We start from the raw sequence: 23,504 nt of genomic DNA on the forward strand, positions 1-23,504 counted from the left end.
GTTGTGAGCTGGATTGATACGAGAACGCATATCGATCGGGTGTCCATATGAATATTGGACATGTTCCGAACACTTTGCTTTGCTCCTGCGTCTGACGCCCCTGTGACGGACGAGAGCAAGGACATGCCATGACACGGACACTGCCGGTTGCGCTGAAAGCCGCCACGGTCACCGTCTCCCTCCTGGTCGGCGCCGCTCCCGCGGCGACCCCCGCCACCGCTGCCACCGTCACCGCCGCCGCGCCCCGGACGGACGTGGCCGCCGCGCTGCGCGCGCTGGAGACGTCGTTCAAGGGCCGCATCGGCGCGTACGCGATCGACACGGCGACCGGGAAGACGATCGGCTACCGGGCGGGTGAGCGGTTCCCGCTGCTGTCCACCTTCAAGGCGGTCGCGGCCGCGGCGGTGCTCGCCCGCACCACCGACCGCGAGCTGACGCGGAAGGTCGTCCACTGGACGGCCGACGAGGTGAAGGACTACTCGCCGGAGACGAGCAAACACGTCGAGGACGGCATGACCCTCGCGGAGCTGGCCCGGGCGGCGATCACCTACAGCGACAACACCGCGGGCAACATGCTGCTGAAGCGGATCGGCGGGCCGGAGGGGCTCACCCGCTACTTCCGCACGCTCAAGGACCCGATCTCCCGGCTTGACCGCTGGGAGACCGAGCTCAACGACTGGTCGCCCAAGGACAGGCGCGACACCACCACGCCCGCGTCCGCCGCCCGCGACCTGAGGACGCTCACGACCGGCGACGTGCTGGGCGCGAAGGACCGGTCCCGGCTGATCGGCTGGCTGCGCGGCAACACGACCGGGGACGCGCGCATCCGCGACGGGCTGCCGAAGACGTGGATCGTGGGGGACAAGACCGGCACCGGCAGCACGTACGGCCCCGCCAACGACATCGCCGTCGTCTGGCCGCGCAAGGGCGCCGCCCCGATCATCATGGCGATCTACACCAACCGCCTGGCCGCCGACGGCGCCGCAGACAACAAGGTCATCGCCCGGACGGCGACCGTGCTCGCGCGCGGCCTCGGCCGGCTGCCGTAACACCGAGATACCGCGTTATGGGGCCGACCGCGCTTTACGGCCCCATAACCTTGTCTATAGCCATTTGGGGGAGGATCGAGTGAACGCCACGGGGAAGGTGCTGCGTCTGGCCGCCATGGGAGCGGCGGCGGGCGTGCTGGTCGCGGGGATCGCGCTGCCGGCGGTGGGAGGCGCGGGCGTCGGGCTGGTGTCGGCCGTACAGGACGTGGGCCTCGAACCCCGGGACCTCGCCGAGCCCCCGCTGGCGCAGGTTTCGGTCGTGCAGGACGTGAAGGGCCACGAGATCGCGCGGTTCTACGAGCAGTATCGCGAGGTCGTCCCGCTCGATCAGATGGCCGACATCATGAAGACGGCCATCATCTCGATCGAGGACTACCGGTTCTACGAGCACGGCCCGATCGACATCGAGGGCACTGTCCGCGCCCTGGCGAAGAACCTGCAGTCGGGCGGGGTGGCCCAGGGCGGCTCGTCGATCACGCAGCAGTACGTCAAGCAGGTGCTGCTCAACTCCGCCCAGACCGAGGCGGAGAAGAACAAGGCCCTGGAGGCCAGCTACGCCCGCAAGCTCAACGAGCTGCGCTACGCGATGGGTGTGGAGAAGAAGTACTCCAAGGACCAGATCCTGGAGAAGTACCTCAACATCGCCTACTTCGGCGCGGGCGCGTACGGCGTCGAGGCGGCGGCCAAGCGGTTCTTCGGGGTCGACGCGAGCAAGCTGACGCTGCCGCAGGCGGCCACCCTGGCGGGAGCCGTGCAGGACCCCAACGCCACCGACCCCAACCTGGGCAAGACCAGCCGCGACCGGCTGCTGAAGCGGCGCAACGTCGTGCTCGACCGGATGGCGGAGCTGGGCAAGATCACCAAGGAACAGGCGGCCGAGGCGAAGAAGGCCAGGCTCGGCTACAAGGGGACCCCGCTGCCCGGCGGCTGCGAGTCGAGCAAGTATCCGTACTTCTGCGTCTACGTGCGCAACGAGATCCTCAGCAACCCCGACTTCGGCAAGACGGCCAAGCAGCGCCTGGCGTTCCTCAACCGCGGCGGCCTGACCATCAGGACCACGATCGACCCCACGATGCAGGCCGCCGCCGACAAGGCGATCAGGAAGTGGGTCCACCCCTCCGACAACCCCGTGGCCGCCGAGGCGCTGGTCCAGCCCGGCACCGGGGCGATCAAGGCGATGGCCGCGAGCCGTCCGTACGGGACGCGCAAGAGCAAGAACGAGGTGTCCTACAACCTCGTGGCCGACGTCGCGCACGGCGGCGGCATCGGCTTCCAGGCCGGCTCGACCTTCAAGACGTTCACCCTGCTCACCGCGCTGAAGCAGGGTATGAAGATCAACGACGGGTTCAGCGCGGGCGCCGGTTACACCGCACCCGGCTACTCGTCGTTCAAGACCTGCGCGGGCAAGCCCATCGGTGACCCGAGCCATACGGTCACCAACGACGAGGGGTCGCCCGGCTGGCTGACCCTGCAGACCGGCACCTGGCACTCGGTCAACACGTTCTTCATGATGCTGGAGCAGCGGGTCGGGCTCTGCGAGGTGGTCAAGACGGCCAAGTCGCTGGGCATCCACCGCGCCGACGGCGCTCCGCTCCAGGAGTACGAGACGTTCACGCTCGGCATCAACGAGATGGACCCGGTGACGGTCGCCAACGCCTACGCCGCGATCGGCGCGCGCGGCAAGTACTGCGCGCCGATGGCGATCACCCGGATCACCGACAGCACCGGCAAGACCACCGACTACAAGCCGAAGTGCCGCCAGGCCCTCGACCCCGAGGTGGCGGACGCGGCGGCGCACGTGCTGTCCGGCGTCCTGACCAAGGGCACGATGGCGGCGGTCGGCGGCATCGGGCGTGACGCGGCGGGCAAGACCGGGACCAACGACCTCTCCTCCTCCGCCTGGTTCGCGGGGTTCACGCCCGACCTCGCCGGCGCGGTCAGCCTCGGCGACCCCCGTGGCACGTCGAAGTACAAGCTGAACGGCGTCACGATCGGCGGCCGCTACTACGGCTCGGTGTTCGGCGCCAGCGTTCCCGGGCCGATCTGGAAGGACACCATGCTGAGGGCCCTGCGCGGCGTGCCCGCGACGGACTTCACGCCGGTCGACGGCGAGCGGTTCGGCGGCTGCGGCGACAGTTGCCGGGGCCTGGTGTCCGTGACGCCTCCGACGGGGGGCGACGGCCCGACCGGAGGCGGCGACACGCCGGTGACGATCCTGCCCAATTAGTCGTCCAGCGCATCGGCCGTGTCGAGGACGCGGAAGAGCCGGGTCAGGTTCGTCCAGCGGAGGATCCGCAGCACCTGGCCGGCCGGCGCGATGAGGGCGAGGTCGCCGTTCCTGCCGCGCAGGGCGTGCACCAGGCGCACGAGCAGCCCCACGCCCGTGGTGTCGATGAACCGCACCTCGCTGAGGTCGATGGCCAGCCACGGTCCGTGGGCCTCGATCTGGGTGAGCAGCGGCTCGCGCAGGTGCCGCACCGCATGGAGATCCAGCTCTCCGCGCAGCCCGAGCACCCACCAGCGGGTGGGGGAAGGGGGTTGTGCCGTCCACGTCTCCACGGTGGTTCCCTTCGCTCTCCTTGGCGCCGGGGACCACCGGGGGAGCTAGTGCCCCTCCCGCCAATCTTTGCCCCGTCGCGTCGCCCAGAGCGGCACCTCGCTGCGTTGTCGTCGTCGCTCGTAGGCTCCGCTACGAGCTCCTCCTCCGCCTTGCGATGCACCACTCTGGCCACCGCTCCGTCCGGGCAGATCTTGGCGGTCGCGGCACTCGGGGAAGTCCGGGGCGACCGACGAAGCGCTTCGACCGACGCGCCGAGTGACCGTACGAGCTGAGCCGTACTCAGGGTAACAATCCGCCTCCGGTGCGTCGATCGAGTGAAGCAAAGCTTCCGTGGTCACGACGGAGTTGAGTGGCTATTGTCACGATCCATGGGGGTTAAGCGCACGCTGAGGCGCCGATTGGTGCTGATCGGGGGAATCGTCGCGCTGGCCGTCGCGGGATCCGCGCCGCTCGACGAGGAACTGTCCAGGGCCGTCGCCGTCGCCTACGCCGCCCAGGGGGCCCTGCCGTACTCGTGGGGCGGGGGACACGCGACGCGGCCGGGTCCGTCGAAGGGGACCTGCCGGGGGTACAGCGGCTCGGTCAAGCCCTGCCCGGCGAGCCGGACGCGCGGCTTCGACTGCTCGGGCTTCACCCGATGGGTGTACGACCTGGCGTTCGGCGACGACGTGCTCGGCCCGGGCAACACCGACGACCACATCGGGCGGCTGCGCCGGGTCGGCGTGCCGCAACCCGGCGACCTGGTGTTCTACGGCAGGCCCGGCAGAACCCACCACGTCGGGGTGTACGTCGGGGGAGGAAAAATGATCAACGCGTTCGCCACCGGGACGCGCATCCGCATGGACGACGTGTCCGTGCTGGATGACCTGCTCGGTTACTACCACTACCGAGCCTGATCCCTATGCTTGCCCCCGTTATGGTAAAACTCCGGGTTTTGGGGCGGATCACGGCGGAGGTCGACGGGCGCCCCGCGGACCTCGGGACCTCGCTCCAGCGCGCCGTTCTGGCCCGGCTGGTCTGCGCCCAGGGACACGTGGTCTCGACCGACCGGTTCGTCGACGACCTGTGGAGGGGCCAGCCTCCGCCGCGCGCGCTGGGCGCGCTCCAGGTCTACGTCTCCAACCTGCGGCGGGCACTGGAGCCGGGCCGCGCCCCCCGCGCCGCCGCCCGCGTGCTGGTCAGCGCTCCCCCCGGCTATCGGCTGGCGCTGGAGCCCGGCGACGTGGACGCCTGGCGCTTCCCCCGGCTGGTCGAGTCCGCCGCCGGCCTGCTCACCGAGGAGCGGCACGCGCAGGCGCTCGAGGTCGTGGACGAGGCGCTGGCGCTGTGGACCGGCCAGGCGTACGCGGAGTTCGGCGAGGAGGAGTGGGCCGTCCCCGAGGTGGTCCACCTGGACGAGCTCCGGGCGGTCGCCGTGGAGTATCGCGCCGAGGCCGGGCTCGCACTCGGCCGCCACGCCGAGGTCGTTCCCGAGCTGGAGCGCCACCTCACCGCCCATCCCCTGCGCGAGAACGCCGTACGGCTGCTCGCGCTCGCCTACTACCGCGCGGGGCGGCAGGGGGAGGCGCTGGCGGTCCTGCGCAGGACGCGCGGCCTGCTCGCCGACCAGCTCGGCGTCGATCCCGGGCCCGCCCTGCGCGCGCTGGAGGCGGACATCCTCGCGCAGGCCGGGTCGCTCGACGCGACCCCGGTGGCCCGGGCGGCTTCCGCGCGCGTGGTCCCCGCCCCGCCGCCCGCCCCGACGCACGCGCAGGAGCCCGCCCAAGAGCCCGCGCGCATGGTCGGCCGTACGGCCGAGCTGTCCCGGCTGGCCGCCGCGGCGGAGCGGGCCCGGGCCGGTTTCCGCATCGCCTGGCTCGGCGGCGAGGCGGGCTCGGGCAAGAGCACCCTGGCCGACGCGCTCGTGCGACGCCTGACGGCCGACGGCTGGCAGACCGTGGTCGGCCGCTGCCCCGAGACGACCGGCGGCGTGCCGCCCGCGTGGGCGTGGAGCGAGGTGCTGCGAGAGCTGTCCGCGACCTGCACGCCCGAACCCGGGACCGCGGCCCGGCTGGCGCCCCTGCTGACCGACGACGCCGCGCCCGTGGGCCAGTTCTGGCTGGCGCGGGCGGCCGGCGACTACCTGGAGGGCGTGCCGGGACCGCTGCTGATCGTGCTGGAGGACGTGCACCGGGCCGACGAGGAGACCCTCCAGCTCCTGCGCCACCTGGCCGGCCGCCTGGCGCGGACGCCGGTCCTCGTCCTGCTGACGCACCGGCCGGCCGAGGCAGGCGACGACCTCACGGCCACCGGGGCGGCGCTCGCCGTGCAGGCGGTGGAGAACATCACCCTGGGCGGCCTCGGCGAACGCGAGGTGGCCAGGCTGCTCGCCGAACGTTCCGGCACGGAGGTCGACGAGGCCACGGTGCGCACGATCACCGAGCGGAGCGGAGGCAATCCGCTGTTCGTGACCGAGACGGCCCGGTTGCTCGCGGTGGACGGCCCGTCGGCGGCCCACGCGCTGCCGCCCGGCGTGCGCGACCTCATCCGCAGGCGTCTGGCCCGGCTGCCCGCGACGGCCCGGACGACGTTGCGCAACGCCGCGGTTCTCGGCCGGGAGGCCGACGCGGACGTGCTGATCGCCATGCCGGGAGCCGACGAGGAGACCGTGCTCGACGGCCTGGAGGCGGGCGTGCTGTCCGGTCTGCTGGAGGAGCCGCGCCCCGGCCGCGTCCGGTTCGCCCACGTGCTCGTCCGCGAGACGCTGTACGAGGACATCCCGCGGCTGCGCCGTACGCGGATGCACGGCAAGGTCCTGGCGGCGCTCGAGCGGGTGCGCCCCGGCGACGTGGGAGCGCTCGGGCACCACGCGCTCGCCGCCGCGACCACCGCGACCGCCCTGACAGCGGCCGAGTACGCGGCGCGGGCCGCCGGCCAGGCGACCGCGTTGTACGCGCACAGGGAGGCGGCGGCGCTGCTGGAGGGCGCGCTGGGCGCGCTCGACCTGGTGAGCGGAGGGGCCGACGACGCGCCCCGGGACGTCCGCCTCGACCTCCTGTGCCGCCTGGTGTCGGCGCAGTCGCACGCGGGCGATGTGATCACAGCGGTGCGCAACCGGGCGAAGGCGCTCGCGGTGGCCCGCCAGACGGGGGATCGCGACGCGGTGGCGCGGGCGGTGTCATCGCTCGACGCGCCGGTCATCTGGACCATCCAGCCCGGCCGCGCGCTCGACGCCGATCTCGTCGCGGCGATCGAGGAGTCGCTGCCCGCGGAGGCGGGGGAGCTGCGCTGCCGGATGCTCGTCGCCCTCTGCCACGCACTCGAAGGACACGACGCGGAGCGCATCGAGGCGGCGAGCGCGGAGGCGCTGGCGATCGCGGACGCGCTCGGCGACCTCCGCCTGCGGTGCATGGCGCTCAACGGCCGCTACTGGGTCTGCCTGACCCCGGACAGGCGGGACGACCTGGAGACGCTCGGGCACGATCTGCTGGCCGCCTCGGCCGCCGCCGGGCTCCTCGGCTACCAGACGCTCGGCCACTTCTCGCTGCTCATGGTCGCGCTCAGCCGCAACGACTGGACCACGGCCCGCCGGCACGCCGACAAGGCCATGGAGCTGTCGACGAGCGGCCAGCTCGGCCTGGCCCTCGGCATCCTCGCCTTCCTCGACGCCCTGCACCTGCTGGTCAGGGGCGAGTTCGAGCGGGCCGAGAGCGTCTACACGCAGCTCGGGGAGCGGCTGGCCCGCACCGGTGACGCCAACGGCGCGATGGTGGGGACGGTCGGCCGCTTCGTGGTCAAGCTGGCCGCGGGGCAGGTCCACGAGTCGGTGGAGGAACTCGCCGCCCTGTGGGAACGCCTGCCGCAGGACGTGGCCGAGCTGTACACGCGGGCGCTCGCCGGGGCCGGCCGCCTGGAGGAGGCCCGCGCGGTGTGGGCCTCCGCGCGGGTTCCCCGCCAGGACTACTACTGGCTCGTGTTCATGTCTCTGCGTGCGGACAACGCGATCGCGCTCGGCGACCGGGCGGCGGCCGAGGAGTGCTACCGCCTGCTGCTGTCGTCCGACGGCGAGCTGGCCGGCCTGCACTCGGGCTCGGTCACGCTCGGGCCGGTCGCGCACACGCTCGGCGACCTGGCGGCGTTCCTGGGCCGGCCCGGCGACGCCGAGGTCCACTACCTGCGGGCCGCCGAGGTCGCCCGGCAGGTCGGCTCCCCCCACTGGGAGGAGGCCGCCCGCCAGGCGCTCACGCGGCACCGAAGATGAGCCGCTCGCGGCGGAGGTGGGCGCGGCGCATCAGCGCCAGCATGACGACCAGGACGGGCCCGGCCAGCTTGCGCAGCTCCGCCAGCTCCTCCGGCCGCGCGTGCTGCTCGATCCTGGGCAGCTCGAAGCGCACGTCGCCGCCCTTGCGGACGTGCTGCTCCATCACCTCCCAGTCCTTCCCGGAGACGTGCCGCATGATGATCGGGAAGATCGTGCGCTCCTCCTCCTGGATGTGCTCGTCGAGCAGGTCGGCCAGCCGGCGCAGCGGCTTGGCCAGCTCGGCCGGGTCGCCCGCGACCGCCTGGATCTCCTCGAGCAGCGGGTCGAGCTCGGAGTGGTCCTCGCTCAGCTCGCTCAGGTCTATCTCGGCGCCCGCAGAGCGGACGAGCAGCGGCCACAGGTGGTCGTCCTCCGCCTTGTGGTGATGGTGGATGCCGCGGCACAGCTTGGTCGCGTACTCGCGGATGGCGGCGGCGCGATCCGGGCCGCACGGCTGCCGGCCCGCGGCGATCTCGGCGGTGACGTCGGCGAGCCGCCGGGAGTCGGTGCGCATCGCCCGGTGCGCGATGCGGAAGCCCAGCAGGTTGGGGGTGTCGGACATCGGAAGCCCCTTCGTGAACGTGGAGAACGGTGGTGCGTCACGCTCACTGTGCGGCCCGGCACTTGGGGTCGATTAAGACCCTACTTAAGACGATTCCCATGGGACGGGAGATAGACATGGGGAAAAGCCGATAGCTTGTTCCCCTATGGACAGGCGATGGGTGGGACCGGACGGATACGAGATCGTCCCCGCGTACCGCCGCGACCGTCAGGTGCTGCGGGTGCGGCGCAACGGCCAGGTCGTCGCCGACTGTCTTTCGGTCGAGGAGGTCGCCCGGTATGTCGACCTCGCCGACCTCTGCGAGGTGATCCCGCTGCCCGCCAGGGCCAGCGACGCCCGTACGGCCGTCAAATAGCCTGCTCACAGGCGTAACAGCGGCGGGGCCTGGGCACTCAGAGTGCCGAGGGGGAATCGATGCGCCTGCCTGCCAGCCTGCCGGTCTGTCTGCCTGTCTGTCTGCCTGTCACCGTCACCGTGCTCTGCGTCGCCGCCGGCGGCTGCGCGTCGGCGCCCGCGGGCCCCGCGGCAGAGACGCCGGTGTACGTGCTCAACCTCCAGAACTCCGAGCGGGGCAGGGCCGAGCAGCGCCCGGCGAACCTCGTGCTCTCGGAGTTCAGCACGATGAGCGGGGTCACCTGGCGGACCTGGGGGCCGACCCGGGCGACCGGCGCGGGCAAGCTCAGCGGCACGTGGTGCCTGCCCGAGTGCGTGGACGCGCCGTACGCCGCCACGGTGACGCTGAGCAGCGTGATCCCGGTCAAGGGGAAGGGGTACTTCAGCCGGTACGCGATCACGGCCGACGTGCCCCTCCGGCACCGTCCCGAGGCCGACCTGTCCGGGGTGCTGCCGACGCCCTGAGCCGTGCCCTGAGCCGCGCGCCGGAGGGAGATTCGAATTCGCGCACACCGCCGTGGCCGTGTATGGTTACACCTGTCCGCAGCGCGAGAGCGGCAGGCGGACCCGCCCCTATAGCTCAGTCGGCAGAGCGTCTCCATGGTAAGGAGAAGGTCAACGGTTCGATTCCGTTTGGGGGCTCTAGCCGGAAAGTCCTATCCAAGCAGTGTTTCTGACTGAGCGCTGCGGGGTGGGGCTTTCGGCTTGGTGGGGATGCCTCGCATTCTCATCGGAAGACCGATCTCGATCATGGCTGATCCCGATGCGCGAATAGCCGTACAGGTCGGGTATCCTTGCGTGGCCGGATCCAGTTTCCGGTCGAGGCGGAGTAGCTCAGTCAGGCAGAGCAAGCGGCTCATAATCGCTGTGTCGCCGGTTCAAGTCCGGCCTCCGCTACTACCCTGCCGGGTCACCTGAACAAGGGGACCCTGGTGTGGGTTGTCCAGTAGTCCCGAACGCAGAAAGGCACTCCCACGTGGCTGCCGCAGACGTTAGGCCGAAGATCACGCTGGCCTGCCAGGAGTGCAAGCACCGTAACTACATCACGCGGAAGAACCGGCGCAACGACCCGGATCGGCTTGAGCTGAAGAAGTACTGCCCCAACTGCAAGACGCACCGGGCGCACCGCGAGACCCGCTAGTTACGGCGCGGACCGCACGCACTTCCGACACCGGCGTTCCCTGCGGGGGCGCCGGTTTGTCGTGTCCGGAGCGATGTGGGCCCGTGTTCGCCGGCGTGAGTCTGTTACGGTACGGCTCACCCTGCTCATCAGAAGGAGCCCGGCCCGATGCCTTTGAACCGCGATTTCGTCGGGCGGACGTACGAGTCGTCCGCGCCCTACGAGGTCAGCCGTGTGAAGATCAGCGAGTTCGCCACCGCGATCGGCGACTCCAACCCGATCTACCACGACAGGCGGGCCGCCGTGGCGGCCGGGCACCCGGACGTCGTCGCGCCGCCCACGTTCCCCATCGTGTTCAGCCTTTTCGGGACCGGTGACGCGCTCGCCGACCCCGACCTCGGGCTCAACTTCGCGATGGTCGTGCACGGCGAGCAGCGGTTCGAGTACGAGCGGCCCATCCACGCGGGCGACGAGCTGGTGTGCACCTCGACCGTCGCGGAGATCCGCAGCGTCGGCCGCAACGAGTTCCTGACCCTGCGCAGCGACGTCTCGACCACCTCGGGTGAGCTGGTCTGCCGGACGTACAACATCATCGTGGAGCGGGGAGGGGCGGCCTGATCATGGCGGCGACGGTCAAGTACGACGAGGTGGAGACCGGCCAGGAGATCCCGGCCGTCGAATACCGGGTCCGCCGGGTGGACCTGGTGAGGTACGCCGGCGCGTCGGGCGACTTCAACCCCATCCACTGGAACGAGCGGTACGCGAAGGCGGTCGGCCTGCCCGACGTCATCGCGCACGGCATGTACACGATGGCGCAGGGCGGCCGGTTCGTGACGGACTGGGCGGGCGACCCCGGCGCGGTGGTGGAGTACGGCGTCCGGTTCTCCTCCATGGTCGTGGTGCCGGACGACGACAACGGCGCGACGATCACGATCAGCGGGGTCGTCGAGGACAAGCGCGAGGACAAGCGCGTCGTCGTGGCGCTGACCGCGAGATCCGGCGACGCCCGCGTCCTGTCCAAGGCCCGCGCGGTGGTCCAGCTCTCCTGAGGCACCCCCTCCTGGCCGGCCTCTCCTGGCCGGCCCGATTGGCCGTGGCGGTGCTGGGTAGCGGTCGGATCGTGAGCGAGCGAGACATCGAAGCGAAGAACGAGCCGGTCACCACCCAGCGGGAGCACGGCGACGTGGCCGGCGTCGCCGCGGAGACCCAGGACCCCGGCAAGGCCGGCGACGCGCACGGCGGCGCGCTGCCGCGCCCGCGGGCGCAGAACGCCAGGGAGGCCGCCGAAGCCGCGGGCCCGGAAGAGATCACCGAGGTCAAGCGGGACGTCGCTCCCGGCGGGACGATCGAGACCGCGCTGACCCCCTCGGGCGAGCCGTCGGTGGTCGCCTCCCAGCTCCTGTGGGACGGCAGTTCCGCCACGTCGAGGGTCGACGAGTCGATCGCCGAGGCGGAGCGCGAGCACCGGGAATAGCTATCCTGTTCGTCGGGATGTTCCGGGTGCGAGGAGACCGATGGCTGACCGGTTGGCAGGGGTGCCGCTCGCCCCGTACACCACTATGCGGACGGGCGGCCCGGCCCGGGCGTTCACGCAGGCGCAGGAGCAGGACGAGCTGGTCGCGGCCGTGGCCGAGGCCGACCGTGACGGTGAGCCCGTGCTGGTGCTCGGCGGCGGCAGCAACCTCGTGGTGTCCGACGACGGGTTCGACGGGCTCGTGGTGCGGGTCGCCACCCGGGGCGTCGACGTCACGGTCGAGGACGGGCGCGCGCTGGTCACCGTGCAGGCGGGGGAGGACTGGGACGCCCTGGTCGCCCGCTGCGTGGCCGAGGGCTGGTCGGGCGTCGAGTGCCTCTCGGGCATACCCGGGCTGGTGGGCTCCACCCCGATCCAGAACGTCGGCGCGTACGGGCAGGACGTCTCGCAGACCGTCGCCGCCGTCCGTGTGTACGACCGGAAGACCGGCGAGGTGGGGGACCTCACGGCGGCCGAGTGCGGCTTCGCCTACCGGCACAGCGCGTTCAAGCACGACCCCGGCCGGCACATGGTGCTGGCCGTCACCTACGCCCTGGAGCGCTCCCCGCTGTCGGGGCCGGTGGCCTACAAGGAGCTGGCCGTGCGCCTCGGCGTGGAGATCGGCGCCCGGGTGCCGCTGGCCGACGCGCGTGAGGCGGTGCTGGAGCTGCGGCGGAGCAAGGGCATGGTGCTCGACCCCGACGACCCGGACACGCGCAGCGCCGGGTCGTTCTTCACCAACCCCGTGCTGAGCCCGGAGGAGGCGGCGGCCCTGGCCCTGCGGGCCCCCGGCCATCCGCGCTGGGACATGCCCGACGGCACGGTCAAGATCCCGGCGGCGTGGCTGATCGAGAACGCCGGGTTCCCCAAGGGCTACGAGAGGGGCCGGGTCCGCATCTCGACCAAGCACACGCTGGCCCTCACCAACCCCTCCGGCGAGGCGGGCGCGGCCGAGCTGCTGGCGCTGGCCCGCGAGGTGCGCGACGGCGTGCACGAGAAGTTCGGGGTGTGGCTCGTCAACGAACCCGTGCTGGTGGGAGTAAGTCTTTAGCTCGGTTAAACTGGGACGACACCGAAGGGGAGTAGTCCGAAATCCACTGATCGACACACTGGCGGTTCGTCCGCCCGGTCGTGGAGCCCTCGTGGCGGACGAGACCTTCGGCCCGACAGTCATGATCACATGCTGCCGGGCCGAAGTCGTGCCCGAACTCCCCGGGTGTCGTACGGCGGCCCGGTCGCACCCCCTGTAGGAAGGCGACCCCGTGCAAGCCCTCTGGATCTCCCTCGTCGTCATCTTCGTCGCAGAGCTGGGCGACAAGAGCCAGCTCATGGCCCTGACCTTCGCGACCCGGTTCAAGACGGCGCCGGTGCTGGCCGGCATCACCGTCGCGACCGCGCTCGTCCACCTCGTCAGCGTCGGCGTCGGCAGGGTCGTCGGCGACGCCCTCCCCACCACCGCCATCTCGATCATCGCGGGCCTCGCGTTCCTCGCCTTCGCGGCGTGGACGCTGCGCGGCGACGAGCTCACCGAGGAGGAGAAGGGCAAGGCCGCCCGGACCACCCGCAACGCGTTCATCGCCGTCGCCGTGGCGTTCTTCCTCAGCGAGCTGGGCGACAAGACCATGCTCGCCACCATCACGCTGGCCACCCAGCACGGCTGGTTCGGCACGTGGGTCGGCTCGACCGTGGGCATGGTCGCCGCCGACGCGCTGGCCATCCTGGTCGGCCGGTTCCTCGGCTCGCGCCTGCCGGAGAAGTGGATCAAGTATGGCGCGGCCGCCGCGTTCGCCGTCTTCGGCGTGCTGCTGCTGGCCGAGCCCCTGCTGGCCTGACTCTCGTTGGCCTGACTCTCGTTCGCCTGACTCTCGTTCGCCTAATCGAGGAGAGACAGGCGGTGGGCCGCGGCGGCCGCCTCGCCCCGGGTCGACACGCCCAGCTTGGGCAGGATGTTCGACACGTGCACGCTGACGGTCTTGGCCGAGATGAACAGCTCGGCCGCGATGTCCCGGTTGCTGCGCCCGGCCGCCACCAGGCGCAGCACCTCCAGCTCGCGGGGGGTCAGGTCGGCCTGCCGTACGGGCTCGGACGGCGTGGCGTCGGACTGCGTCGATCGGGATAGGGGAGAGCCGACGCGGCGGGCCAGCGTCTCGATCTGGGTGACCAGAGGGGTGGCGCGCAACGCGACCGCGAGCGGGCAGGCCTCGCGCAGGCGCGCCGAGGCCCCCTCGCGGTCGCCGCTCGCGGCGGCGGCCATGGCGCCGTGGAGCAGCGCCTTGGCCTGGACGTACGGACGGCCCAGCCGCCGCCACGCCTCGGCCGCGGCGTCGAACTCGCCCCGGTAGACCAGACCGAACGCCTCGTTCACCGGCCCGTCGCCCAACTTGACGGCCAGACGGTCGCCCAGCTCCCGCACATGCGCCACCCGGTCGGGGGCGACCGGAGCCGCCGCGTCGCAGACGTACCGGACGGACGCGAGCAGCCGCCCGGCGAGCATGGCCTTGCGGGCCAGCGGCGGGTCGTCAAGCGCCGCCTCCAGCACGTCGAGGGCCGCCAGCGGCTCACCGCGCAGCAGGTGCCACGCGAGACGCAGGCGGGCGTTGTTCGTCCACTCCTGCGTCTGCTCGTCCCGGTGCGGGGAGAAGGCGCCGACCTCGGTGAGGATGTCCTGCGCCAAGTCCTCCTCGCCGCGCGCGATGGCGATGTCCGCGCGGACGCGCAGCATGTGCCACCGGTTGCGCAGGGTCGGTCCCATCGTCAGGGACCGCTCGATGATCTCGACGGCCTCGTCCCACCGGCCGAGTGACTCCAGCGCCTCCGCCCGGTTGTTGGCGATGAACGTGCCCTGGTGGCGGAACCTGCCGTACCGCCGGGCGAGCTTCTCACCCTCGAGCGCGAGCGCCACGGCCTCCTCCGAACGGCCGAGGTTGTCGAGAGCGTCGACGTTGTTCGCCAAAGCGCGCAGGATGATACGGGGCGAGTTCAGGCGGGTGCCCATCGCCAGCGCCTGCTCGTTGGTCGCGAACGTGGTCTCCAGGTCGCCGTTGATGGAATGTCCGAGCGCGAGGTTGATCAGGAGGTCGGCCTCCTGCACCTCGTCGCCCATCTCGCGGGCGATGCGCAGCGCCTCCTCGGTGAGCGCGGTCCCCTCGGCGACCCCGTCGGAGCACATCAGCGCCTGGCCCAGCCGGGTCAGCACGAGCGCGCGGACGTCGCCCGGCTGCGGGACCAGCCGCTCGGCGCGCCACAGGTACTCCAGGCTTCCCGGCCTGCCCTTGTGCGCCTTGACGTTGGCCATGCGGACCAGCAGTTCGGCCACCCGCTCGGGGGAGGTCCGCTCGTCCAGCTCGGCCAGCGCGCCCCGCACGTACTTCTGGCTCTGCTCCATCTCGCCGCTGAGGAAGGCCGCCTCCGAGGCGCGCTCCAGCACCGTGCAGTGGTCGTAGCCGATGCGCTCGGCGGCGTCGGGGACCTTGTCCCACAGCGTCAGCACGCGTTCGAGGAGCTGGATCTGCTCGGTGTAGGCGAACGACTTGGCCGCCTTCTCGGCCGCCTCCCACGCCGAGATCAACGCCCACAGGTCGTCGCGGGCGGAGTACCAGTGGTGGGCGATCTCGATGGCCGCCCGGCCCGGGGGCACCAGGGCGCGGTCGCGGTCGATCTCCTCGGCGTACCGCGCGTGCATCCGCGCGTGCTCGCCGGGCAGCAGCTCGTCGTGGACCGCCTCGCGGATGAGCGCGTGCCGGAACGCGTACGCCCCGCCGTCGGCCACCTGCAGCACGTTGGCCGCGATGGCCGGCCGCAGCGCGTTCTCCAGGTCCACGTCGGACAGGCCGCTGACCGCCGCGAGCAGGGCGTGCCCGACGCGTACGCCCCCGGCGGCGGCGATTCTGAGCACCCGCTGGGTCTCCTCGGGCAGCCGCTCCACCGAGCCGATGATCAGGTCGTGCAGCGAGTCGGGGAACGAGCACTCGTCGCCGCAGTCGAGCAGCGCCTCCACGAACAGCGGGATGCCGCCGCTGCGGTCGAAGACCCGGTCCACCTTGGCGAACTCGGGGGTCACCCCGAGAATCCCGGCCATCTGCGCGGCGACCTCGTCCTGGGTGAAGCGGGGCAGGTCCACCCGCACCACGCCGTCGACCCGCCCCAGCTCGGCCAGCACCGGCCGCAGGGGATGGGTGCGGTGCAGCTCGTCCGAGCGGTACGTCATGACCATCAGGACGGGAGCCGACTTGAGGTTGCGGCTGAGGAAGGCGATGAGGTCCCGGCTGGAGCGGTCGGCCCAGTGGATGTCCTCGATGACGAGCACCACCGGCCGCCGCTCGGCGAGGCGCTCGAGCAGGGCGAGGATCAGCTCGAACAGCCGGGCGCGGGCCGACTCGGTCTCCCCGTCGCCACTCGGCTCGCCGAACTCGGGCAGCAGCCTGGCCAGGTCGCGGGCGGCGCCGTCGGGCAGCAGGGCGGCGACCTCGGCCGCGCCGCACTCCCGGACGAGCTGCCGCAGCGCGGCGGTGAACGGCGCGTAGGCCAGGCCCTCGGCGGACAGCTCCACGCAGCCCCCGACGAGCACGTGGGCGCCGTCCTGTGCGGCCTGCTCGGCGAACCGGCCGGCGAGGCGGGTCTTCCCCACGCCCGCCTCACCGCCGATGAGCACCGCCGCGGTGGCCTGCTTGCGGGCCTGGTCGTAGGCCTCGCCCAGGGTTTCCAGCTCCGCGCCCCGCCCGACGAAAACGGGGCTCACCGCCCGGCGTGTCATGTCGTCAAGCATGTCATGACCCTTTGTATGGCTTCGCCTGGTTTTCCGGTCAGACCTATGTGGCCTGTGGGACTCACGGCGGCTGAAAGGCCCGGCCGGGAGGGAGGGTCCGGCCGGGCCTTCGTGCGCGTTTCATGAGAGGCGGAGCTTGCCGAAGGCCGCACGCAGCCGGCGCTGGCCGGACCGCTGCTGAGCCTTCCTGCCCGCCTGCGCCTGCCGGGCGAGGCGGTGGTCGGCGGCCTCCTCCTGAAGGTCGGTCGCCCGGCTGATCATTACCTGGTACTGCAGTTCGGGACCCATCGCGGTGTCTCCTTGTTTCGGATCTCTTTCCGTACTCCTCAAGGTTCGGTCTAAGGCGTGGTGCGGCACATCGGGCGGATGCCCTATCTCTGGCCGGGCCTTGCGGCATAGGACTTCTAAGGCGGCTAAGGCGATGCCTTAGGAACGCCGGGATCCCCGGGTTTGGAATCATTCCTCGTGGTCGGGGATGCTGGTGTCGTGCCAACTATGACTACTCCGCTCGCGGAGGTCGCCTCCTCACCCTCGACGCTGCGGGCGTTCCTGCACGGCCTTCCCGGGGTCGACAGGGTCGGGGCGGACGCCCGGGCCGCGATGCTGGGCACGCGATCCATCAAGACGACCGCCAAGAAACAGGCCATCGACCTGGCCATCGGAATGGTCGACCTCACCACCCTGGAAGGCGCGGACACCCCCGGCAAGGTCAGGGCGATGTGCGCCAAGGCGGTGCGGCCCGACCCCACCGACGCGTCGGTGCCGCCGGTCGCCGCCGTCTGCGTGTACCCCGACCTGGTGGCGACCGCCGTCGAGGCGCTGGGCGGGTCCGGCGTGAAGGTGGCGTCCGTCGCCACGTCGTTCCCCAGCGGCCGGTCCTCCCTGGAGGTGAAGGTCGCCGAGACGTCCCTCGCCGTCGCCGCCGGAGCATCCGAGATCGACATGGTCATCGACCGCGGCGCGTTCCTCGCCGGCGACTACCTCAAGGTGTACGAGGAGATCGTCGCCACCAAGGAAGCCTGTGCCGACGCGCATCTGAAGGTGATCCTGGAGACCGGCGAGCTCGCGACGTACGACAACGTGCGGCGGGCCTCCTGGCTGGCGATGATCGCCGGGGCGGACTTCATCAAGACATCGACCGGCAAGGTGTCGCCGGCCGCGACGCTCCCGGTGACGCTCGTCATGCTGGAGGCCGTGCGCGACTTCCTCGCCGCGACCGGCCGCAAGGTGGGCGTGAAGCCCGCGGGCGGCATCCGCACCACCAAGGACGCGATCAAGTATCTGGTGCTGGTCAACGAGACCGCCGGGCCCGACTGGCTGCACGCCGACTGGTTCCGCCTCGGCGCCTCCTCGCTGCTGAACGACCTGCTCATGCAGCGGCAGAAGATGGCCACCGGCCGGTACGCCGGTCCCGACTACTTCACGCTGGACTGAGGGCTGGACTGAGGCATGTTCGAATACGCACCCGCGCCCGAGTCGCGGGACATCGTCGACATCCGGCCGTCGTACGGCCTGTTCATCAACGGCGAGTGGGTCGAGCCGCAGGGCGAGGAACGCCACAAGACCGTCAACCCGGCCACCGAGGAGGTGCTCGCGGAGGTCGCGTGGGCGGGGGAGGCCGACGTCGACCGCGCGGTCCAGGCCGCGGCCAAGGCGTTCCCCGTGTGGTCGGCCATGCCGGGCGCGGAGCGGGCCAAGTACCTGTTCCGGATCGCCCGGATCATCCAGGAACGGGCGCGTGAGCTGGCCGTCCTGGAGACGCTCGACAACGGCAAGCCGATCAGGGAGTCCCGCGACGTGGACCTCCCGCTGGTCGCCGCCCACTTCTTCTACTACGCCGGCTGGGCCGACAAGCTGTCGTACGCCGGGTTCGGGCCCGACCCGCGTCCGCTGGGCGTGGCCGGTCAGGTCATCCCGTGGAACTTCCCGCTGCTCATGCTGGCCTGGAAGATCGCGCCCGCGCTGGCCTGCGGCAACACGGTCGTGCTCAAGCCGGCCGAGACCACGCCGCTGACCGCGCTGGCGTTCGCCGACATCTGCCGCCAGGCCGACCTGCCGCCGGGGGTCGTGAACATCGTCACCGGCGCGGGCGAGACGGGCGCCGCGCTCGTCAATCACCCCGGTGTGGACAAGGTCGCCTTCACCGGCTCGACCGAGGTCGGCCGCCTCATCGCCAGGAGCCTCGCGGGGACCCGCAAGAAGCTCACGCTGGAGCTCGGCGGCAAGGCCGCCAACATCGTGTTCGAGGACGCGCCGCTGGACCAGGCCGTCGAGGGCATCGTCAACGGCATCTTCTTCAACCAGGGCCACGTCTGCTGCGCAGGGTCCCGGCTGCTGGTGCAGGAGTCGATCGCCGCCGACCTGCTGGAGGCGCTCAAGCGGCGCCTCGGCACGCTGAGGCTCGGCGACCCGCTGGACAAGAACACCGACATCGGCGCGATCAACTCGGCCGAGCAGCTCGCCAAGATCCGCGAGCTGTCGGAGGCCGGCGAGGCCGAGGGAGCCGAGCGGTGGTCGCCCGCCTGCCCGATTCCCGATCGCGGCTACTGGTTCCCGCCCACCGTCTTCACCGGTGTGGCCCAGTCGCACCGGATCGCCCGGGAGGAGATCTTCGGGCCGGTGCTGTCGGTGCTGACCTTCCGCACCCCCGCCGAGGCGGTGGAGAAGGCCAACAACACGCCGTACGGGCTGTCGGCGGGCGTGTGGACCGAGAAGGGCTCGCTCATGCTGTGGACGGCGTCCCGGCTGCGGGCCGGCGTCGTCTGGTCCAACACGTTCAACCGGTTCGATCCGACCTCGCCGTTCGGCGGCTACAAGGAGTCGGGCTACGGCCGCGAGGGTGGGCGGCACGGTCTGGAGGCCTACCTTGCGGTGTGATCATTCCTCCGGCCGCCCGTCCGGCCGGTCGCTCGGCAGGTGCGACGACGGGCAGCGCCGTCGCCTGGTCCGCCGGGCCCGCGCGGGGGCCGGCGAGGGCTTCTCCCGGGGCCGCCGCTCCCGTCGCTTCGCCGTACGGCACGGCTGGTTCGCGCACCGCGGCGGCGTGTGCCGGTGCGGCCAGACCTATCAGCCGGCCCGTCCTCTGGAGATTGGAACCTTCGATGAGTGAGCGCACCGAACGGTTGAGCGTGCGCAAGACGTACAAGCTGTTCATCGGCGGCGCGTTCCCGCGTTCGGAGAGCGGAAGGTCGTATGTCGTGACCTCCTCCAAGGGCGACTTCCTCGCCAACGCGGCCAGGGCCTCGCGCAAGGACGCCAGGGACGCGGTCTCGGCCGCGCGGAAGGCGTTCTCCGGCTGGTCGGGGGCCACGGCGTACAACAGGGGCCAGATCCTGTACCGGATCGCCGAGATGCTGGAGGGCCGTCGCGCCCAGTTCGCCGCCGAGGTCGCCGACGCCGACGGTGTCTCCGCGAAGAAGGCGGGCGAGCTGGTGGACGCCGCGGTGGACCGGCTGGTCTGGTACGCGGGCTGGTCCGACAAGATCGGCGCGGTCCTCGGGTCGGCCAATCCGGTGGCCGGGCCGTACTTCAACCTGTCGAGCCCGGAGCCGACCGGCGTGGTCGCGGTGGTGGCCCCGCCGGCGGGACCGCTGCTGGGACTGGTCAGTGTGATCGCGCCGGTGATCGTGACCGGCAACACCTGTGTGGTGGTCGCCTCCGAGGGCGCGCCGCTGCCGGCGATCACGCTGGCCGAGGTGCTGGCGACCTCCGACCTGCCGGGCGGGGTGGTGAACATCCTCACCGGCTCGGCCGCCGAGATCGCTCCCTGGCTCGCTGGCCACATGGACGTCAACGGCATCGACCTGACGGGCGCCGACCCCGAGCTGGCGGTCACGTGTGAGGAACTGGCCGCGGAGAACCTCAAGCGGGTGCTCCGGCCGCCGGCCGATCGCGTGGACTGGCTCGCCGACCCCGGCATCGAGCGGATGACGGCGTTCCTGGAGACCAAGACCGTCTGGCATCCGATCGGGATCTAGCCCTTCGCCAGGGCCAGGAGGAGTTCGGCGTTCGAGCCGGTGTTCTTCATCGAGCCGAGGAAGCGTTCGAACCCCTCCTGGTCCTGCAACGCCCGGCGCAGCCGCCAGATCAGCGGCTGCTCCGCGGGGTGGAGCAGCAGTTCCTCGCGGCGCGTGCCGGAGGCGACGACGTCGACGGCGGGGAAGACGCGGCGGTCGGCCAGGCTCCGGCTCAGCTTCAGTTCCATGTTGCCGGTGCTCTTGAACTCCTCGAAGAGGTTGTCGTCCATCTTCGAGCCGGTCTCGACCAGCGCGGTGGCGATGATCGTGAGCGAGCCGCCGTCCTCGATGTTGCGGGCGGCGCCGAGCACCTTCTTGGGCTGGTGCAGGGCCCCGGCGTCCATTCCGCCCGTCAGCAGGCGCCCGCCGCTCGGCGCGGCCATGTTGTACGCCCGGCCGAGGCGGGTGATCGAGTCGATGAGCACGACCACGTCACGGCCCGTCTCCACGAGCCGCTTGGCCCGCTCGACGGCGAGTTCGGCCGCGGTGATGTGGTCCTGCGGCGCACGGTCGAAGGTCGAGGCGACCACCTCGGCCCGGACCGACTCGCGCATGTCCGTGACCTCCTCGGGCCGCTCGTCCACCAGGACGACGATGAGGTGGCATTCGGGGTGGTTGGTCGTGATGGCGTTCGCGATGGCCTTGAGGAACATCGTCTTGCCGGCCTTCGGCGGGGCGACGATCAGGCCGCGCTGGCCCTTGCCGATCGGCGCGAACAGGTCGATGACCCGCGTGGCCAGCACGTTGCGCGTCGTCTCCAGGCGCAGCGGCTCGTCGGGGTAGATCGGCACGAGGTCGGCGAAGTGCGGCCGCGCGGTGTCCACGGGCGCGCCGTTGACGACCGTGACGGCGGTGAGCGTGCCGTTCTGGGCGATGCCGCGGACGTGGTCGCCGCGGCGCAGGTCGAGCGCGTCCGCGAGCGCGGCCGGGACGGTCACGTCCTTCGAGCCGGGCAGGTAGCCGTTCGTACGGATGACCGTGTTCCTGCCCGACCTGTCGAGCAGGCCGGTGACCTCGGTGGTTCGGGTGTTCTTCGTTCGGGCCGGCGTGGTGCGGGAAACGCTGCGCGGCTTGGGAACGCTGAGAGTGCTGGTGGTCATGGGGCTCCTTGGGTATCGATGAGAGTTCATGCTGATGGGACTGGCGGGGAAAGGCGGGAGCGGAGCGGGAGGAGGCGAGGACCGCGGCGAAGGACCGGCGGAGCGGGCTTCGCGAGGCTCGGAGGTTCCTCCCGGCGCAGCGTCTCGTTCAGGAGGACGATGAAAGCCGACCAGGCGTGCTGTGCGCGTATGGGCTCATCAGTGTCACTGACGGTGTCACTGGCGGTCGGACCGCGGAGCCAGAACCATACGGCTTGTCGCTGACTATAACAGGCTCACTTGATGTGGCAATTCCCTCGAGAGCTATCGGGCCTGGAGGGCGTCGAGCGCCACGGCCATGGCGATGACCAGGCGGCGGTCGAGGCGCGGGTCGCGGATCTCGATGGCGTACCGGTCGCGCAGGCCCCACCTGCGGTCCACCGAGAACGCGATCGAGGCGCCGATGCTGAAGTCGAAGTGGTACGGCAGCCACTCCAGCGAATCGGAGAACCGGCGCAGCAGGGCGACCGCCAGGCGCAGCTCCCGCCCGGTCAGCGTCGGCAGTCCCGGCTGCTGGAGGTGCCAGGTCGAGCGGAGCAGCGACCGGCCGAAATCCTTGCGGAACGTCCCGATGGGGTTCCCCGTGTCGTCCACCACGTCGTACTCACCCGCGAGGTCGAGGACCTTGCGCGCCTTGAACCCGGCCAGCGTCGCCTGCCGGGACTCGTCGGTGTAGAGCGTCACCTGCTCCTTGAGCGCCATCCGCTTCTGCTCGGCGAAGGCCACGGCCTCGCCTTCCGAACCGTCGGGGAGAGCCACATGGACGACATACCTGTTCACCATCATGGTGATTTTCTGGCGCAGGTACAGGCGGGTCTGTGCCTGCAGGGTCGCTATATCCATATGAGACTCCAAGGACGGTCTTTTGCCTCCCTATATGCCCTCTTCCCGAAGAAGATCACCAACGAGACGCCACTGAATCGACGACCCGGCGGGCTGGACGACTTCAGTGACCATAACCACACTTTTCGGGCTTGATGCAACAAGGCGAGATCCCTATAAGGTAAGGCTTACCTAATCACTGTCTCGGCAGGGAGCCCTGTATGTTTCTCCGGCACCGCGGTATCGGTCTCGGTATCGGCGCCGTCGCGGTCGCACTCTCACTGGCTGCCTGCGGCGCATCCTCCGGCACCGGCGCCGGTAGCGGCTCCGGCTCCGGCGCGCCCGCCGCCGAGGCCGCCAAGAAGGCCGTCGCCAAGGGCGGCGCGGACTTCGGCACCGCCGCGGAGAAGACCGCCGCGATGGGCACCGACGCCAAGCCGGGCGAGTGGCCGCGCACCGTCACCCACGCCATGGGCACGACCGAGATCAAGGCCCCGCCCACGCGGGTCGTCGTCCTGGATGTCGGAGAGCTCGACAACGTCGTGTCCCTGGGCGTCAAGCCGGTCGGCTTCGCGCCCAGCGAGGGCTCTCCCGAACTGCCGTCCTACCTGAAGCAGGACGCCGGCACCCCGAAGAACGTCGGCACCATCAACAACCTCAACCTGGAGGCGATCGCCGGGCTGCGCCCGGACCTGATCCTCGGCAGCCAGTTGCGCGCCGCCGAGCAGTACGACGAGCTGTCGAAGATCGCCCCGACCGTTTTCTCCATCCGTCCCGGCTTCACCTGGAAGGAGAACTACCTCCTCAACGCGGCGGCCCTCGACAAGACCGAGGAGGCCAAGGCGAAACTCGCCGAGTACGACCGCAAGGTGAAGGACCTCGGCGCGAAGCTGGGCGACGACAAGCCCGTCGTCTCGATGGTGCGTTTCCTGCCCGACGGCGTGATCCGCCTCTACGCCAACGCCTCCTTCATCGGCACCATCCTCCAGGACGCCGGCGTCCCGCGCCCGGCCAACCAGAACATCCCCGACCTCGCCGCCGAGGTGAGCGCGGAGAACATCGACCAGGCGGACGCGGACGTCATCTTCACCGGTGTCTACGGCGATCCGAAGGCCACCGACAAGTCGGCGGTCCAGGGCAATCCGCTGTGGAAGAACCTCAAGGCGGTCAAGGCCGGGCACGCCTACGAGGTCCCGGACGAGACCTGGTATCTCGGCCTCGGTGTCACCGCCGCCATGGAGGTCGTCGGGGATCTGGAGAGGTACCTCGCCGGATAGGCGCACGCG

The 23,504-nt window shown here is 71.0% G+C and carries 22 protein-coding genes and 2 tRNA genes; 18 read left to right on the forward strand and 6 right to left on the reverse strand.

The genetic code is table 11. The features are described 5' to 3' along the window. Positions 1-128 precede the first annotated feature (128 nt). Both bla and FLW16_RS18050 read left to right on the forward strand, forming a co-directional pair. On the forward strand, positions 129-1,049 hold the full coding sequence (gene bla, locus FLW16_RS18045) for a class A beta-lactamase (protein ID WP_142561261.1): 921 nt from the start codon (positions 129-131) through the stop codon (positions 1,047-1,049). A gap of 79 nt (positions 1,050-1,128) precedes the next feature. After that, on the forward strand, positions 1,129-3,276 hold the full coding sequence (locus FLW16_RS18050; protein WP_312847142.1) for a transglycosylase domain-containing protein: 2,148 nt from the start codon (positions 1,129-1,131) through the stop codon (positions 3,274-3,276). On the opposite strand, the gene FLW16_RS18055 is transcribed toward FLW16_RS18050, so the two are convergent. Beyond that, positions 3,273-3,608, reverse strand: a complete 336-nt coding sequence (locus FLW16_RS18055) for an STAS domain-containing protein (RefSeq protein WP_142561262.1) — start codon at positions 3,606-3,608, stop codon at positions 3,273-3,275. The two genes, FLW16_RS18050 and FLW16_RS18055, sit on opposite strands and share 4 nt — an antisense overlap. A gap of 369 nt (positions 3,609-3,977) precedes the next feature. Here FLW16_RS18055 and FLW16_RS18060 point away from each other — a divergent pair, with 369 nt between their 5' ends. Beyond that, the gene (locus FLW16_RS18060; RefSeq protein WP_142561263.1) at positions 3,978-4,505 is read left to right on the forward strand and encodes a C40 family peptidase; all 528 of its coding nucleotides are present in this window, start codon (positions 3,978-3,980) and stop codon (positions 4,503-4,505) included. Between the two features lie 38 nt (positions 4,506-4,543). Then, positions 4,544-7,849, forward strand: a complete 3,306-nt coding sequence (locus tag FLW16_RS18065) for a BTAD domain-containing putative transcriptional regulator (protein ID WP_260615366.1) — start codon at positions 4,544-4,546, stop codon at positions 7,847-7,849. Here the strand turns inward: FLW16_RS18065 and FLW16_RS18070 are convergent. Further along, positions 7,830-8,450, reverse strand: a complete 621-nt coding sequence (locus FLW16_RS18070; RefSeq protein ID WP_139579904.1) for a hemerythrin domain-containing protein — start codon at positions 8,448-8,450, stop codon at positions 7,830-7,832. The two genes, FLW16_RS18065 and FLW16_RS18070, sit on opposite strands and share 20 nt — an antisense overlap. 145 nt (positions 8,451-8,595) lie before the next feature. Here FLW16_RS18070 and FLW16_RS18075 point away from each other — a divergent pair, with 145 nt between their 5' ends. The 10 genes from FLW16_RS18075 to FLW16_RS18120 all read left to right on the forward strand — a co-directional run bounded on the left by FLW16_RS18075 (position 8,596) and on the right by FLW16_RS18120 (position 13,308). Further along, positions 8,596-8,805, forward strand: coding sequence for a transposase (locus FLW16_RS18075; protein WP_142561265.1), 210 nt, complete (start codon positions 8,596-8,598; stop codon positions 8,803-8,805). Between the two features lie 59 nt (positions 8,806-8,864). After that, positions 8,865-9,308, forward strand: a complete 444-nt coding sequence (locus tag FLW16_RS18080) for a hypothetical protein (protein ID WP_142561266.1) — start codon at positions 8,865-8,867, stop codon at positions 9,306-9,308. Between the two features lie 104 nt (positions 9,309-9,412). After that, positions 9,413-9,485: transfer RNA gene (locus FLW16_RS18085), tRNA-Thr, on the forward strand. Positions 9,486-9,666: 181 nt separating this feature from the next. Next, a tRNA-Met gene (locus FLW16_RS18090) sits at positions 9,667-9,740 on the forward strand. A 79-nt stretch (positions 9,741-9,819) separates the two neighbouring features. Then, positions 9,820-9,984 (forward strand): 50S ribosomal protein L33, encoded by a 165-nt coding sequence (rpmG, locus tag FLW16_RS18095; protein ID WP_030510782.1) that lies wholly within the window; start codon positions 9,820-9,822, stop codon positions 9,982-9,984. Between the two features lie 147 nt (positions 9,985-10,131). Beyond that, a complete protein-coding gene (locus FLW16_RS18100) occupies positions 10,132-10,581 on the forward strand; it encodes a MaoC family dehydratase N-terminal domain-containing protein (RefSeq protein WP_139579907.1) in 450 nt (149 codons plus the stop codon). A gap of 2 nt (positions 10,582-10,583) precedes the next feature. After that, a complete protein-coding gene (locus FLW16_RS18105) occupies positions 10,584-11,012 on the forward strand; it encodes a MaoC family dehydratase (RefSeq protein WP_142561267.1) in 429 nt (142 codons plus the stop codon). 71 nt (positions 11,013-11,083) lie between these two features. Continuing rightward, entirely contained in the window at positions 11,084-11,437 is a 354-nt protein-coding gene (locus FLW16_RS18110) for a hypothetical protein (protein WP_142561268.1), read from the forward strand. Positions 11,438-11,477: 40 nt separating this feature from the next. Then, positions 11,478-12,527 carry a UDP-N-acetylmuramate dehydrogenase gene (locus FLW16_RS18115; RefSeq protein WP_142561269.1) on the forward strand — a complete coding sequence of 350 codons (1,050 nt, stop codon included), beginning with the start codon at positions 11,478-11,480 and terminating at the stop codon, positions 12,525-12,527. Between the two features lie 211 nt (positions 12,528-12,738). Next, on the forward strand, positions 12,739-13,308 hold the full coding sequence (locus FLW16_RS18120; protein WP_142561270.1) for a TMEM165/GDT1 family protein: 570 nt from the start codon (positions 12,739-12,741) through the stop codon (positions 13,306-13,308). Positions 13,309-13,349: 41 nt separating this feature from the next. On the opposite strand, the gene FLW16_RS45950 is transcribed toward FLW16_RS18120, so the two are convergent. After that, complete coding sequence (locus tag FLW16_RS45950) at positions 13,350-16,229, reverse strand: AAA family ATPase (protein ID WP_312847143.1); 2,880 nt, start codon at positions 16,227-16,229, stop codon at positions 13,350-13,352. A gap of 132 nt (positions 16,230-16,361) precedes the next feature. After that, on the reverse strand, positions 16,362-16,529 hold the full coding sequence (locus FLW16_RS43745) for a hypothetical protein (protein ID WP_185949478.1): 168 nt from the start codon (positions 16,527-16,529) through the stop codon (positions 16,362-16,364). Between the two features lie 207 nt (positions 16,530-16,736). Here FLW16_RS43745 and deoC point away from each other — a divergent pair, with 207 nt between their 5' ends. The 3 genes from deoC (at position 16,737) to FLW16_RS18140 (ending at position 20,218) form a co-directional block, all read left to right on the forward strand. Then, on the forward strand, positions 16,737-17,675 hold the full coding sequence (gene deoC, locus FLW16_RS18130) for a deoxyribose-phosphate aldolase (RefSeq protein ID WP_142561272.1): 939 nt from the start codon (positions 16,737-16,739) through the stop codon (positions 17,673-17,675). A 15-nt stretch (positions 17,676-17,690) separates the two neighbouring features. Continuing rightward, the gene (locus FLW16_RS18135) at positions 17,691-19,118 is read left to right on the forward strand and encodes an aldehyde dehydrogenase family protein (protein ID WP_142561273.1); all 1,428 of its coding nucleotides are present in this window, start codon (positions 17,691-17,693) and stop codon (positions 19,116-19,118) included. Positions 19,119-19,342: 224 nt separating this feature from the next. Then, positions 19,343-20,218: an aldehyde dehydrogenase gene (locus FLW16_RS18140; protein ID WP_142561274.1), complete on the forward strand. Its 876-nt coding sequence runs from the start codon at positions 19,343-19,345 to the stop codon at positions 20,216-20,218. On the opposite strand, the gene rho is transcribed toward FLW16_RS18140, so the two are convergent. Together rho and FLW16_RS18150 are read right to left on the reverse strand one after the other, a co-directional pair. Further along, a complete protein-coding gene (rho, locus tag FLW16_RS18145; RefSeq protein ID WP_142561275.1) occupies positions 20,215-21,357 on the reverse strand; it encodes a transcription termination factor Rho in 1,143 nt (380 codons plus the stop codon). The genes FLW16_RS18140 and rho overlap by 4 nt on opposite strands. A 303-nt stretch (positions 21,358-21,660) precedes the next feature. After that, entirely contained in the window at positions 21,661-22,239 is a 579-nt protein-coding gene (locus FLW16_RS18150; RefSeq protein WP_142561276.1) for a hypothetical protein, read from the reverse strand. A 200-nt stretch (positions 22,240-22,439) separates the two neighbouring features. Here FLW16_RS18150 and FLW16_RS18155 point away from each other — a divergent pair, with 200 nt between their 5' ends. After that, the gene (locus tag FLW16_RS18155) at positions 22,440-23,495 is read left to right on the forward strand and encodes an ABC transporter substrate-binding protein (protein ID WP_142561277.1); all 1,056 of its coding nucleotides are present in this window, start codon (positions 22,440-22,442) and stop codon (positions 23,493-23,495) included. Positions 23,496-23,504: the final 9 nt, after the last annotated feature.

It is taken from the genome of Microbispora sp. KK1-11 (assembly GCF_006874435.1).
Taxonomy (GTDB): domain Bacteria; phylum Actinomycetota; class Actinomycetes; order Streptosporangiales; family Streptosporangiaceae; genus Microbispora; species Microbispora catharanthi.

Excerpts from the sequence above, each read along its gene's own strand:
- bla (WP_142561261.1), top strand. The coding sequence starts at position 129 with ATGACACGGACACTGCCGGTTGCGCTGAAAGCCGCCACGGTCACCGTC.
- FLW16_RS18140 (WP_142561274.1), top strand. The coding sequence starts at position 19,343 with ATGAGTGAGCGCACCGAACGGTTGAGCGTGCGCAAGACGTACAAGCTG.
- FLW16_RS18105 (WP_142561267.1), top strand. The coding sequence starts at position 10,584 with ATGGCGGCGACGGTCAAGTACGACGAGGTGGAGACCGGCCAGGAGATC.
- FLW16_RS45950 (WP_312847143.1), bottom strand. The coding sequence starts at position 16,229 with ATGACACGCCGGGCGGTGAGCCCCGTTTTCGTCGGGCGGGGCGCGGAG.
- FLW16_RS43745 (WP_185949478.1), bottom strand. The coding sequence starts at position 16,529 with ATGGGTCCCGAACTGCAGTACCAGGTAATGATCAGCCGGGCGACCGAC.
- FLW16_RS18070 (WP_139579904.1), bottom strand. The coding sequence starts at position 8,450 with ATGTCCGACACCCCCAACCTGCTGGGCTTCCGCATCGCGCACCGGGCG.
- FLW16_RS18135 (WP_142561273.1), top strand. The coding sequence starts at position 17,691 with ATGTTCGAATACGCACCCGCGCCCGAGTCGCGGGACATCGTCGACATC.
- FLW16_RS18115 (WP_142561269.1), top strand. The coding sequence starts at position 11,478 with ATGGCTGACCGGTTGGCAGGGGTGCCGCTCGCCCCGTACACCACTATG.
- FLW16_RS18150 (WP_142561276.1), bottom strand. The coding sequence starts at position 22,239 with ATGGATATAGCGACCCTGCAGGCACAGACCCGCCTGTACCTGCGCCAG.
- rho (WP_142561275.1), bottom strand. The coding sequence starts at position 21,357 with ATGACCACCAGCACTCTCAGCGTTCCCAAGCCGCGCAGCGTTTCCCGC.
- FLW16_RS18075 (WP_142561265.1), top strand. The coding sequence starts at position 8,596 with ATGGACAGGCGATGGGTGGGACCGGACGGATACGAGATCGTCCCCGCG.
- FLW16_RS18060 (WP_142561263.1), top strand. The coding sequence starts at position 3,978 with ATGGGGGTTAAGCGCACGCTGAGGCGCCGATTGGTGCTGATCGGGGGA.
- FLW16_RS18080 (WP_142561266.1), top strand. The coding sequence starts at position 8,865 with ATGCGCCTGCCTGCCAGCCTGCCGGTCTGTCTGCCTGTCTGTCTGCCT.
- FLW16_RS18100 (WP_139579907.1), top strand. The coding sequence starts at position 10,132 with ATGCCTTTGAACCGCGATTTCGTCGGGCGGACGTACGAGTCGTCCGCG.
- deoC (WP_142561272.1), top strand. The coding sequence starts at position 16,737 with ATGACTACTCCGCTCGCGGAGGTCGCCTCCTCACCCTCGACGCTGCGG.
- FLW16_RS18155 (WP_142561277.1), top strand. The coding sequence starts at position 22,440 with ATGTTTCTCCGGCACCGCGGTATCGGTCTCGGTATCGGCGCCGTCGCG.